This is a genomic window from Limnothrix sp. FACHB-881, from assembly GCF_014698135.1.
Lineage (GTDB): Bacteria > Cyanobacteriota > Cyanobacteriia > CACIAM-69d > CACIAM-69d > CACIAM-69d.
Genome location: NZ_JACJSN010000027.1, coordinates 1 through 13,131, shown reverse-complemented (window position 1 = coordinate 13,131; position 13,131 = coordinate 1). Strand labels below are relative to the sequence as shown.

General features: G+C 55.8%; 7 protein-coding genes and 1 pseudogene. 3 read left to right on the top strand and 5 right to left on the bottom strand.

Annotated features, from left to right (window positions below; genetic code table 11):
• Nucleotides 1-111 precede the first annotated feature (111 nt).
• The 3 genes from H6G52_RS17490 to H6G52_RS17480 are packed head-to-tail and all read left to right on the top strand — an operon-like array spanning nucleotide 112 to nucleotide 7,135.
• Nucleotides 112-3,651: an MHYT domain-containing protein gene (locus H6G52_RS17490; protein ID WP_190530008.1), complete on the top strand. Its 3,540-nt coding sequence runs from the start codon at nucleotides 112-114 to the stop codon at nucleotides 3,649-3,651.
• A 44-nt stretch (nucleotides 3,652-3,695) separates the two neighbouring features.
• Complete coding sequence (locus H6G52_RS17485) at nucleotides 3,696-5,807, top strand: bifunctional diguanylate cyclase/phosphodiesterase (protein WP_199312487.1); 2,112 nt, start codon at nucleotides 3,696-3,698, stop codon at nucleotides 5,805-5,807.
• Nucleotides 5,808-5,830: 23 nt separating this feature from the next.
• A complete protein-coding gene (locus tag H6G52_RS17480; RefSeq protein ID WP_199312486.1) occupies nucleotides 5,831-7,135 on the top strand; it encodes a response regulator in 1,305 nt (434 codons plus the stop codon).
• 57 nt (nucleotides 7,136-7,192) lie between these two features.
• On the opposite strand, the gene arsM is transcribed toward H6G52_RS17480, so the two are convergent.
• The 5 genes and pseudogenes from arsM to H6G52_RS19205 all read right to left on the bottom strand — a co-directional run bounded on the left by arsM (nucleotide 7,193) and on the right by H6G52_RS19205 (nucleotide 12,869).
• Nucleotides 7,193-8,161, bottom strand: coding sequence for an arsenosugar biosynthesis arsenite methyltransferase ArsM (arsM, locus tag H6G52_RS17475; RefSeq protein WP_190530006.1), 969 nt, complete (start codon nucleotides 8,159-8,161; stop codon nucleotides 7,193-7,195).
• A gap of 170 nt (nucleotides 8,162-8,331) precedes the next feature.
• A pseudogene (rbfA, locus tag H6G52_RS18665) lies at nucleotides 8,332-8,721 on the bottom strand (30S ribosome-binding factor RbfA); the annotation flags it as partial.
• 69 nt (nucleotides 8,722-8,790) lie between these two features.
• Complete coding sequence (locus H6G52_RS19210) at nucleotides 8,791-9,210, bottom strand: DUF751 family protein (RefSeq protein ID WP_370567738.1); 420 nt, start codon at nucleotides 9,208-9,210, stop codon at nucleotides 8,791-8,793.
• A gap of 11 nt (nucleotides 9,211-9,221) precedes the next feature.
• On the bottom strand, nucleotides 9,222-10,193 hold the full coding sequence (locus tag H6G52_RS17460; RefSeq protein WP_234406415.1) for an NAD(P)H-dependent glycerol-3-phosphate dehydrogenase: 972 nt from the start codon (nucleotides 10,191-10,193) through the stop codon (nucleotides 9,222-9,224).
• Between the two features lie 348 nt (nucleotides 10,194-10,541).
• Nucleotides 10,542-12,869 carry a CHAT domain-containing protein gene (locus tag H6G52_RS19205; protein WP_190530002.1) on the bottom strand — a complete coding sequence of 776 codons (2,328 nt, stop codon included), beginning with the start codon at nucleotides 12,867-12,869 and terminating at the stop codon, nucleotides 10,542-10,544.
• Between the last annotated feature and the right edge of the window lie 262 nt (nucleotides 12,870-13,131).

Below are 13,131 nucleotides of genomic sequence, written 5' to 3'. Positions count from 1 at the left end.
ATTCCCCGTGAGGCTGGGAAAACTATACAAAACAAGCTCTAATTGCCCGAGCTAATTGCCCGAGCTAATTGCTGCCCGCCACCATAGCCCTGAATTGCTAAACAATTGCCCATGGAGCCTCTGCTGAGTCCCGTTTTTGGGATGTATGACTGGTCGTTGGTTAGTGCTTCGCTGGCGATCGCGATCGTCGCGTCCTACACGGCCCTCGATGTGGCGGGCCGGTTGCGCCTGGCCCAAACCGTGCGCCAACAGACGCTGTGGTTGGTCAGTGGCAGCCTGGCCATGGGGGTGGGCATCTGGTCCATGCACTTTGTGGGCATGTTGGCCTTTCAGTTGCCCATGGCCGTTCACTACGACCTCAACACCACGTTGCTGTCCTTGTTTTGGGCCCTGATCGCCTCGGGGATTGGCCTGTATGTCATGAGCCGCAGCACAGTGCGTTTTTCTCTGTTGGTGGGGGGGCTGTGCATGGGGCTGGCGATCGTGGCGATGCACTATACCGGCATGGCAGCGATGCAGTTGCCTGGCGAGGTTCACTATTCCTGGCTGGGGGTTGGTGCTTCTGTGGTGATTGCCCTGGTGTCTGCCTATGGGGCGGCCTGGCTGTCGCTGCGGTTGGGGCGATCGGGCGTGGAAGCGGCTGGCAGTGGCCTTCCCTTTACCTGGCAGTCCCTCAGCAGCGCCATCATTATGGGCTGCGGAATTGGGGGGATGCACTACACCGCCATGACCAGCACGCAGTTTTGGATGGTAAATCACTCGGTTTTTGGGGTTTCGGAACAGACCCCGGATTTCCCGATCGGGAGCGGAAGTCTCAGTCAGCCCTCCAACTTGCCCAGCATCACTTCAGCGGGGTTGGCGGTGGATGTGGCCTTGGGGGCGATCGTCATTTTGGTGATTGCTCTGGCCATTTCAACGTTTGAGCGGATGCTCGATCGACAGCGAGTGCGGGAGCAAACCCTCAGCGAAAGTGAGATGCGGTTTCGACTGCTGATTGATCGCCTGCCCACGGGGGTGTTGCTGGTGGACGCGGGTGGGCGCATTTTGTCTTGCAATCCCATGGCGGCCAAGCTGTTGGGCACTTCTGTGGAGGCCCTTCAGGGGCAAATTTTCCATGCGGGGTTGCCCACCCTCAATCCAAATGATTTCACCCTTGGCCAAGATCTGATGCCGCTTCAGCAGATTTTGGCGTTGGGGGAGCCGGATGCCACCGTGCCCGATCGCCCGATGGTGAACCGAGGCGTGGGCAACCTGCTGAAAGCCAATTTCACCGGCTTCAGTTCCAGCTTCAGCGCCAGCTTGGGTTGGGATGGGGGAGAAACCGGCAGCGGTGGGGCCACCAATCGATCGACGGGGCAATCTTGGACAACCGATCGCACCACCAATCCCCAATGGCGCTTGGCCAACACCATCCTGAGCTTGAACGAAGGTGAACAGCGGCGCTGGTTGTTAGTAAATGCGGATCCAATTCTGAATGAAGATCAGCAGGTGGAGCGGGTGGTTTGTTCCCTAACGGACATTACCGATCGCCGGCTGGCCGAGTTAGCCCTCCAAAAAACTGCCCGCCGCGAAACCACCATCGCTCGCGTGATTCAGCGAATGCGGCGCACCCTGGAGCTGCAAACCATCCTGGACACCACCACCAGCGAACTTCAGCAAATTATTGAGTGCGATCGTGTGTTGGTCTACCGCTTTGAGCCGAACTGGAGCGGGCGAGTGGTTTCGGAGGCCGTGGTTCCCGGTTGGACACCGGTTTATAACAACACCACCATTGAGCGAATTGCGGTCGATCGCCCGGAATGCATTATCAAAACGATCGATAGCCAAAACCTGTTGATTCAAGACACCTACCTCCAAGACACCCAAGGGGGCAGCTACCAAACCACCCGCAGTTGTCGCTGCGTCAGTGATATTTATGCCTACGGTTTTGATGATTGCTATCTCCGATTGTTAGAGGCCTTGGAAGCCAGGGCCTATATCATCGTGCCGATTTTCTGTCGGGAACAGTTGTGGGGCCTGTTGGCTTGCTACCAAAATGGCCAGCCGCGCAGTTGGACGGAGGTGGAAGTGGCCAGCGTGGTGCGGATTGCTGAGCAATTTGGCGTGGCCGTGCAACAGGCCGAACTGCTCGCCAAAACCCAACAGCAAACGACCGAACTGTTGGCCGCCAAGGAAGAGGCCGATCGAGCCAACCGGGCCAAAAGTCACTTTTTAGCCCAAATGAGCCACGAACTCCGCACCCCCTTGAATGCGATTTTGGGCTTTACCCAACTGATGGCGCGCGATCCGTCCCTTTCCCTAACCCACCGCCAGCAGACCAATATTGTGAACCGCAGCGGCGAGCATCTCCTGGGCCTGATCAATAGCATTTTGGATATGTCCAAAATCGAAGCGGCCCAAATGACGCTGCAACTGGAACGGTTTGATCTGCACCGGTTGCTAGACACCTTGCAAGACCTGTTGACCGTGAAGGCGGAAAGCAAGGGGTTGGTGTTGCTTTTTGAGCGATCGGCCACCCTGCCGCAATTTGTGATCACAGATCAGAACCGATTGCGGCAAATTTTGCTGAATCTGTTGGGCAATGCGTTGAAATTTACCGATCGGGGGCGGGTGATTTTGACGGCGCGGGAACTGTCAACCACCCCGATCGGGGAGCAATCGTCACTGATCGCCGAGACCCCGCCCACCCGCGAGACCGACCCCGCCGCCATTGGCCTGGAGTTCAACATCAGCGACACGGGGCCGGGCCTATCTACCGAAGAAATTGCCCAACTGTTTCGGCCCTTTGAGCAAACAGCCGTTGGCCAGCGATCGGGTCAGGGAACCGGGTTGGGCCTGTCCATTTCTCGGGAATTTGCCCGTTTGTTGGGCGGCGACATCTCGGTTTATAGTCAACCGCAAACGGGAGCCACCTTCACGGTCACGATCCAAGCCCAGCGGGCAGAAATCAGCGGCACGATCGACTCCGCTTCCCAGCAACCCATCCTGCGGCTGGCTCCGGGGCAACCGGCCTATGTGATTTTAGTGGCCGATGACCATGCGGACAGCCGCGCCCTGCTCACGGACTTGCTGAATCAAGTGGGCTTTCAGACCATCACCGCCATCAATGGTCAAATGGCTGTCGAACTGTGGCAACAGCACCACCCCCAGGCCATCTTTATGGATATGAAAATGCCTGGTTTGGATGGTTACGCGGCTAGCCGCCTGATCAAATCCCAGCCCGGCGGCCACCAAACTCTGATCATTGCTTTAACGGCCAGCGCTTTTGATCAAGATCGAGCGGCAATTTTGGCGGCCGGCTGTGATGATTTGATTTGTAAGCCTTTTAACTTCACCGATCTGCTGGAGTTGCTGGGTCAAAAATTAGGAGTGCAATACCTCTACCAAGCGCCTGCGGAACCAGAACCCAACACCGCCCCGATCGATGCGGATCCCCATACCTTGCTAGCCCAACTGGCGAGCTTGCCTGATCCTTGGCAACAACAATTCCGATCGGCCGTCACCCGAGGCAGTGATAGCCAAGCCTTGCAGCTTTTGGAGGCGCTGCCGGACAGTGCCAACGCTTTGCGGCAAGTCTTCAGCCAATGGATTGACGGTTTGCGGTTCGATCGGGTGTTGGAATTACTGGATGAAGCGCAATCCGCCCCCTAGATCAGTCCGTTTGTCTCAACATGCCGCCTGAGTTGTTGCCTGCCATGTCGCACTTCGCTTCCCAATCTGACCAGCCACCACCGGACTCGCCTGCCGCCACTCACACACCTCTTGCGGGGCACTTGCCCAGGGGCGTGAGTGAATTCCAGGAGCCTGGCCTGGATCGATCGAGCGGCTGGCCCCACGCCGACCAACCGCTCGATCGACCCGCGGCCGCTGCGGTGATCGCTCCCGATCGGGCTGCGACCTCGGCAATGGCTGACATTAATGCTGACATTAACGCTGACACCCATATCGAGCCAGCTAGTTTTCAACAGGTGGATCTCCAGCCGGCCGATATCTTGATTGTGGATGATACCCCCGAAAACCTGAAGCTCTTGGCAGCCCTCTTAGCCAGTGAGCACTATCAAATCCGCAAGGCGATCAACGGTTCTATGGCCTTGCGGGCCGTGGCCGCCGACCCGCCAGATTTGATCCTGCTCGATATCATGATGCCGGACATGGACGGCTACAGCGTTTGCCAGGCCTTGAAGGCGGATCCCAGCACGGCCGACATTCCCGTCATTTTTCTCAGTGGACTCAGTGATGCCTTCGACAAGGTGCGGGCCTTTGAAACGGGCGGCTCAGACTACATCACCAAGCCCTTCCACGGCCAGGAAGTGCTGGCCCGGGTGCGCACCCACTTGCAGGCGAGATCGGCTCAGCAGCGGATGGCCGAGCTGAACTTGGACTTGGAACGGCGTGTGCGGGAGCGCACTTGGGCCCTGGAGCAGGCGAATGCGGCCCTGCATACGGAAATTCAAGAGCGCCAACGGCTACAGGAACAATTGATGGATCTGGTGCTGCGGGATGACCTCACGGGGTTGCCCAACCGGACTGCTTTTACGCGGGAGTTGGCGGAACGGTTTCAAGCCGCTCGCCAAGCCCAAGCTGACCGGGTAGCAGTGCTGTTTGTTGACTGCGATCGCTTCAAAGTGGTGAACGATTCCTTGGGGCACTTTGTGGGCGATCAACTGCTAATTAGCCTGGCTCAACGGCTTCAGGCCCTGCTGGAGCCGCCCCACCTCATGGCGCGATTCGGAGGCGATGAATTCACCCTGCTGCTACAGGGGCCCGATCCCCTCGCCTTGGCCCAAACCTATGCCGATCGGGTCATGGAAGCCTTGCAGCGATCGTTTAAGCTCCAGGGCTATGAAATTTTCACCAACGCCAGCATTGGCATTGCCGTAGACTCCGACAACTACAGCCATCCGGAACACTTGCTGCGGGATGCCGATGCGGCCATGTACCAAGCCAAAACCATGGGCCGGGGTCAATACCAACAGTTCAACAAGGCCATGCATCGCTACGCCCTCCAGACCCTGGAGATGGAAACCGAGCTGCGCCATGCCCTCCAAAACCAGGCGCTGCAAGTGGCCTATCAACCCATTGTTTGCGTGGCCACGGGGGAGTTGGTCGGTTGCGAAGCCCTGGTGCGCTGGCCCCATCCCGTTCATGGTTATGTGCCCCCTTCGATGTTTATTCCCGTCGCAGAAGAGACAGGATTAATTGTGGCGATCGGGGACTTTGTGTTAACCGAAGCGCTGAAACAGATCCAACAGTGGAATCGCGATCGCCCGGGCGATCGCCCTTTATTTGTGAGCGTGAATCTTTCCGTTCGCCAAATTAACCAACAGGATTTTTTGGAAAAATTCAATCAAATTGTTCAAGATTTGGCCGCAGATCTCTCCTGTCTCAAGCTCGAAATTACCGAAGGGGTATTTATGGGTCACACCCCTCAAAACATTGCCGTTTTGAATAATTTGCGCGATCGACAAATTCAAATTTGTGTCGATGATTTTGGAACGGGCTACTCATCCCTGAGTTATTTACAGAAACTGCCCGTGGACATTCTCAAGATCGATCGCTCCTTCATCACGCCCCTGGATGAGTCCCACGAACGGGGCGAACTCGTGGCCGCCATTATCCACATTGCCCAAACCATGCAAAAACAGATTGTGGCGGAAGGCGTTGAAACAATCACTCAACTCCAAAAATTACAAGAATTTAAATGTGATTTCATTCAAGGCTATTGGGTGGCTAAACCCCTCACCGTTGCCGAAATGGAGAATTTTTTGAGCAACTATCCCATTAAATCCTGGTCTCGTCAGGGTTGATATTTATTTCCTGAGTTTTGCCGATGAATGCCACGGTTGCACCCGCGATGTCTATCCAATCGGACACAAAAGAAGACATTCTAATTGTTGACGACACGATCGCCAACATTCAGTTCCTATCGTCCCTCTTAGTAGAACAGGGTTACTTGGTTCGCAAGGCCCTAAATGGCCCGATGGCTTTGCAATCAATCCATGCCGATCCGCCTAGCCTGATTCTGTTGGATATCAACATGCCGGGCATGAATGGCTATGAAGTTTGTCGAGTCCTCAAGGAAAATGAGCAGCTTAAAAAGATTCCAATTATTTTCTTGAGTGCCCTGGATAGTGCCCAGGATAAAGTGCAAGCCTTTCAAATGGGCGGCGCTGACTACATCACCAAACCTTTTCAATTAGAAGAAGTCATTGCCCGCATTGAAAATCAGCTTGCTCTGAAGCGGGCCCAAGAGAGCCTCCTTGCCCAAAACTTAACCCTACAAAGGGTTTTGGAAGAATTACGCCAAACCCATTTGCGACTGTTGCAGCAGGAAAAAATGGCTAGCATTGGTCAGTTGGCTGCGGGAATGGCCCATGAAATTAATAATCCCCTGAGTTTCATTGCGGGTAATTTGTCGCCTGCAAGGGAGTATTTGGCCACGCTATTTGAGTTGCTGAATCAGTATCAAGCGGCTTGTCCTAATCCGCCGGAGTCGGTGCAAAGGATTCTGAAGGAGGTTGATTTAGATTTCATTGCCCGTGACTTTCAATCACTAGTGGATGCGATGCAAAATGGAGTCGATCGCATTCAGTCGATTATTTTGGCTTTGCGCATTTTTTCGCGATTAGGAGAAGCTGAAATTAAGTCAGTGAGCCTGCACGATGGGTTGGACAGCACTTTGCTGTTGCTGAACCAACCCTTAGCCGATTTAAAAATTCGCGTGATTAAAACCTATGGAGACCTGCCGCCAGTCAAGTGCCATGCGGGCCAGGTGAATCAGGTTTTTTTAAATATTCTGAATAATGCGATCGAGGCGTTGAGTTCTGCGGTGCAAAAACAGCAACTTCAAGAAGATCCAACGATTTGGATTTGCACCGAACACACCAGCCCCACCACCATTCAAGTGCGAATTCGGGACAACGGGGTGGGAATTTCCCCAGAAGTTCAGCGCCAATTATTTGACCCCTTCTTCACCACAAAGCCGATCGGGCAAGGGGTGGGCTTAAATTTGGCCAGTAGCTATCAAATTATTGTGAATCATCACCACGGGCAATTAACCGTTGAGTCAGCCCAGGGAGCGGGGGCTGAATTCTGCATTGAGTTGCCGATCGCCCTGCGTGCCGAGGCCGTTTGAGCCGGATTTGAGCCGGAACAGTGCTGAAGCGGCTTGACCCCGCGCCAGCGCCAATTCCTAACAGCAACCATCACCGCGATAATGCCAAGTGGAGGGGGTGATGGTGATTTGATCGGGTTCTTTGGCTCCCAAGTGGGCAGCGGTTTTGTCGCAAACACCCGCCGGTACGCCCCGATCGAGTTGATGACCTTGGCCGTCGTTGTAGTGATCTTGGGGGCCGGTGTAAATGGCTGTTTTGCCCGTGAAAATGCAGGGGCCATCCTCAGGAATGGGGACTTTAAAGGCAACGCTATCGAGGCTTTCGAGCAGCAGATCACTCTCAATTTGATAAGTGGCGCGATCGAGAAGGCGATAGGGACGGCGGGCCCGAACCTCCACTTGGCCAAATCCGGCGGCCACAATTCGATCGACATAGGCTTCGTAGGTGAGGGCCCCGGAAAGGCACATGGCCCGCAGCCGTTCATCCTGGCGCAGGTGTTCGGGGATGGGGCGTTGGGCGATCGGGTCGCTCATCATCAACCGGCCGCCGGGCTTCAGAACGCGGTGCGCTTCCGCCAGGGCCCGATCGAGATCTGCCGGTTCAAAAATATTGAACAAGCAGTTTTGGGCCATCACATCCACCGACTCAGGGGCGATCGGCAATTCAAAGGCATCACCGGCCACGATTTGCACGAAGCTCAAATCAAACCAGTCGTTTAACTGAGCGGCTTGCTGTAAGTTCTCGATCGCCGCCGATCGCATTTCTGCCACCGGCTCCACCGCAATCACCGCGCCCGGTTGCCGTGAAAAATAGGCAAATTGCAAAGCTTCCAAACCGCCACCCACACCCACGTAGAGCACGGTGGGTTGTCCAGTGAGTTCCGTGGGCTGCACGGTTGTGCCGCAACCATAATTCATGTTGGACATGCGGGCGGGAATTCGCAGCCCTGGAAATTGCACCGTGCTACCTTGAACACAACACAGGCCCGCTTCTGGGGTGACGGCGGCGGCCCGATAAAAATCAGCAGCAGTTTCTAGGTAACTCATGGCAATTAGCCAGCCTCCGATCCTGCATTTAATTCATGATCAAGTTCGTCTTCGTCGTCCAGCTCATCATCGTCGAATTCGTCTTCAAATTCGTCGTCTAGCTCGTCATCGAATTCATCATCTAGATCGTCATCTAGTTCATCATCAACTAAGGCTGCATCGACCCCATTTTGGTGATCCGTCTCCAAGTCCAGGGGATGTTCTTTGCGGTGTTGTTCAAGCTGTTCCAAAAGACTGAGAACGCGGCTGCCCCGCTCGATCGAACTATCTTCGATAAAAATCACTTCCGGGGTTCGTCGCAGCCGCACCCGCTGCCCCAACTCACTGCGCACATAGCCAGTAGCCGATCGCAAACCGGCCATGGCAGCTTCGCGAGCTTCCGTCGTGCCATAGACACTGACAAAAATCTTGGCATGTTGCAAATCGCCGGACACATCCACATCGGTGACGCTGACCATCCCCAGTCCCACCCGATCGTCCTTGATATCATTCATCAGCATCTGGCTGACTTCGCGCCGAATCATTTCCGCCACCCGCGCGACTCGCCGGTTTGTAGCCATTGCTCAATTCTCCAAAAATGCAGTCGAAATGCCGCGAAAACGCTGGCTGTTAAATTTTGCCGCTGAATTTTATTGAACTTCCGCCAAGCCCAACATGGCCCGCAGCGTGAAGAACACAAATCCCAAGGCAGAGGCAAATAAGCAGCCCACGGCAATGGCCGATCGCCGATCTTTCATTAATCCCGTAAAGGGCGAGAGCAGCGTGAGCACCACGCCCAGGCTGAAGCTAATTAGAAAGCGGGGATAGCGTAAAACGTTATTCAAAAAGTCTTGCATGGGAATTTCAACGGTGATTTCAACCGGCGAGGGAAAGGCGATCGCCTGGGCAAGGGGCGTTGAGTTGGGAAACGCCGGCCCTGGAAGCCATGAGCCAATCCTTATTTTACGGGCAATTTGGCGAGTGCTTGGCGGGGCGATCGGCTGGCTTGTGGGACTTGGACTGGGCTGGGGCTGAACTGAGGCTGAACTGGGGCTGAGTTGGAGATTCACGGGCCGCTGGCTCAGAGTAGCTCGTCTTCAAATTCTTGCTTGAGGTCGCGATCGATCAAGGCGCGCACGGCCTGCTGTGGCGTGATTTGGCCATGCAGCAGGCGATGGACTTGACGGGCGATCGGGACGGGAATTTGTTGCTCGCGGGCAATGGCCACCAACACCTCCACGGTGTTGATTCCCTCCACGGTGCTGTGAATTTCCGCCAGGACGCGATCGAGGGGTTTCCCTTGGGCCAGCCCATAGCCCACCTGGTAATTACGCGAGAGCGCACTGTTGCAGGTGGCCAGCAAGTCGCCCAAGCCCGCCAGCCCAAAGAATGTTTCCGCTTGGGCCCCCAAATGCGTGCCAATCCGAATCATTTCCGGCAGGGCCCGGGTCAGGAGGGCCGCCTTGGCGTTGGTTCCCAATTGCAGACCGTCGCAAACGCCCGCCGCGATCGCCATTACGTTCTTGAGGGTTCCGCCCAATTCCGTCCCGATCGGGTCGAGGTTGGCATAAACCCGCAACACATTAGAGGCAAAAAGCCGCTGGGCTGCTTCGGCCGCCCCTTGGTCATAGCTGGCCACCACCGTCGCGGCCGGCAACCCATGTTCAATTTCCTGGGAAAGATTGGGCCCCGACAGCACCACGATCGGGTTCTGGGGAAAAGCCGAATGCCACATTTGGGAAGGTGTTTGGTGGCTTTGGGCATCCAGCCCCTTGGTGGCGGTGATCAACACCGTGGAGGGGGGCATCTCCGTGGCTGCTAACCGGGCGATCGAGTCGCTTACCCCCTTCATCGACACCGCCGACAGGACAAAGTTGGCTCCCCCGATCGCCTCCGCCAGACTCTCGGGACTTCGCCGCGACCACAGCCGCACGATCGCCTGGGGATTTTGCCGCGCCAGCCGGGCCAAGGCCGCTCCCCAAACGCCCGCACCAATGATGGCGATCGTGACGGGAGCCATGTCCACCCGATCGCCCCTTGCCGTGTTGATCATCACTCCTCCTCTCGCTCCTGTGCCGATTCCTGGCCACCGGACTCAGCATCTCATAGCGAGTCTCAGCAGTTCGGTCAATCATCCATCCTCCCCTGATCTTGCAAGACCCGCAAAAGATGCCGAAGTCCTCATTTGAATCCGTTGTTACAGTCTTTACTTCGCTTAGCCCTTAGGGCGGGCACTGCCCACCTCATAATTGCTCCGTGGCATCTGCGATCTGGAGTACCAATCGTTCTAGGTAAAGGCTGTAATTAGCTCGTCGCTGAATCAGTAAGTTTCGAGAGGGCAAGGTTCTAGTGATTGCAGGGGGCCAGAAATAGCGATGGGCAACGTTATGGATCGCAGGAGTTACCAGGGCGTGCCAATGGCCGTGAAACCTGACCAAAAGTAAGGATGTGCCAAGCTGCCATCAGGTTGCAGGCGATCAAGTGTGGGCGGCTTAGGCAGAGTCAAAGCGGCCGCCGGGGTCACCAACTGGGAATTCGTCAACCGCGCGCGGCCCTCAATTAAATCCAACTGAGCTTGGCGTAGGGCTTCGGCTTTGGTGGGAGCATGATTGAGGTGATCGTAAAGGCGCTGCATCAGGGCCAGGGTTCCCGCATCGCTGACGTACCATAAACTAGCGATTGCCGTTTTGACCCCCGCATTCACCGACAGCCCTGCAAATCCTAGCTCCGACTCCCGATCGCCCACGGCCGTCCGACAGGCACTCAACACCAACAACTCCACGGGCGGAGAATCGAGCCGTAAATCGCGTAATTGACTGGTTTGTAATTGCTCATTGCCCCACAGTTGCACATAGGAACGGCGACCCGTGCCCTGGAATTCCGCATGGGTGGCAATATGCACCACGTTGGCGGGATTGGTCGCCCGCTGTCGGTGCAAATTTTCCAGGGTGAAGGCATCATTCAGCAATATTTTGCCCTGATCGCTGGCAACCGTATTTAGCTCCGTAGGCACAAAGGGAAGCGGCGGATGTTCCTTAAATTCCGAAGCCCCCATGGCTAAAATCTGAGCTTGATGATTGCGCAGATCTGCAATGGGACTGTCCGCATAGGCAAAAATTAACGCCATGCTGGGGATTTGCCCCACACTGTAACGCTGCACCAAGAACTGGTTGCCATCATGCAAAGCCCCCACCGGCAGTGATTTCAGCCCCCAATCCATGACGAATACCAAGTTTTTCACCTGCTCTTGCTCAAAAGCTGACTCCATGGGTGCGATTAGCCATCGATAGAGCTGTTGTGCCACTGGACGATAGCTGGTGGTGTGCCGTTCTAGGGGGTTGGTAATTCGGGCCCGTAGCTCGTTGGCTGTTGCTACCACTTGCGCGCGTGTGATGCCAGGAACCATTTGACGGATGGGTTGTGATCGCCCGGTAGCCAAAACCACAGACAGCACGTGGGTATCAGGATTCAGCGGATCGCTCGCCCCCTCTGCCACAAACTGCACATAGACCAGCCCGGTTTGAATCCCGGTTTTGTCGGCTGCTCGGTTTAGGGCCGATTGCAGGGCTTCCAGGGTGATTGTGTCTGAGTCGGCTGCCAAGGGCGATAGATCCCCAAATTGCTGGGTAAACAAGGCATCAGTCCGGAAAAAGTCCAGCGGCGGCATTTCAACCGGTGGCATCCGAGGCGGCTCAAGGGCGGGAGTGACCTGACTGGGTGGCGTGGCGGCTGTGGGAATTGGTTCGGGATCCGCCGTTTGCACCTCAGGGGCCGGTGCGGGGGCTGCGGGTTCCGGTTCAATCACTCGCGTGGTAGTCGCTTCCGTGGAGGGAGGGGTCAGGGCGATTGGGGTGTTGGGCTGTTCCGGTTCGAGCGAGGGAGATCTATTGGCAGGCGTTTCCACTTCCAATACCGCTGCTGGTGGCACGGCGGCCAGGGCTACCACTTCACCCACCTTCACCACCACATCGATCGCGATCGGTAACTCACCCATGCGATCGCGCACATTGTTAATAAATGACATCAGCGCCGTGGACGGATCACCCAAATTCGCCGTATCCACCCCGTTCGCAGTTTGTTGCACCGACCCCAGCCAGTCCACCAGTTCATTCGCCGTGAAAGCGCTACCCACTTCGCCATAGGTTTCCTTATAGGTTTCGCGAATGGCGTAATAAAACACCTGAATATCGCGCACGGGAATGCCGATTTTTTCCTCCACCTGGGCATTCGCCAAACTCTCAAAAAACCGAGGTAGCGACACCAGATCTGAACCGCTGGTGGTCACGCTTTGGAGATCGTTGCGGACATCTTGAATGATGTCATTCGCGTGGGTGCGAATATTTTCAACAATATCAACCAGGGTGCGATCGGGCGGCAGTTCGACTTCGACTTTGAGCTTACCACCTTCAAAGAATTCCACCGCTTTCAAGATGCGATCATCACCCAAATATTGATCCAGCAAGTCATCAATTTCAACGCCCGATTTTCCAAGATCGATTAATAGCTTGTTGAGTTCCGCTTGACCAAGTGTCGGTGTTTTCGAGGCTGGCTCCGTTTTGGGCGGTGTGATCGTTGGATCTGGTTCGATCGGTCGTACAGGCGTTGGATCGGGACTCGGAGTCGAAGTCGGCGTTGGGCTAGGACTCGGAGTAGTTGTTGGCGTTGGGTTGGGACTTGGGGTGACGATCGGCGTGGGATCAGGACTCGGCGTGGGAGTCGGCGCGACCACCTCTGGCTCATCAGGCTCAACGATGATCTCGGGAAAGGGATCAATTGTTGGGCGGGGACTCGGTGTTGGTGTAGGAGTCGGTGTGGGTGTGGGTGTGGGTGTGGGTGTGGGTGTGGGTGTGGGTGTGGGTGTCGGCGCAGGGTCGGGACCACTGGCTTCAACTTAAGGAAGTTAAGCTGTAGCCATCGATCCTAGAGATGCTTGAGCCATGGCTCGTAGTCGCCCCTACTCCGATGCCAATCCTGATTTGCGTCGGCGCTGC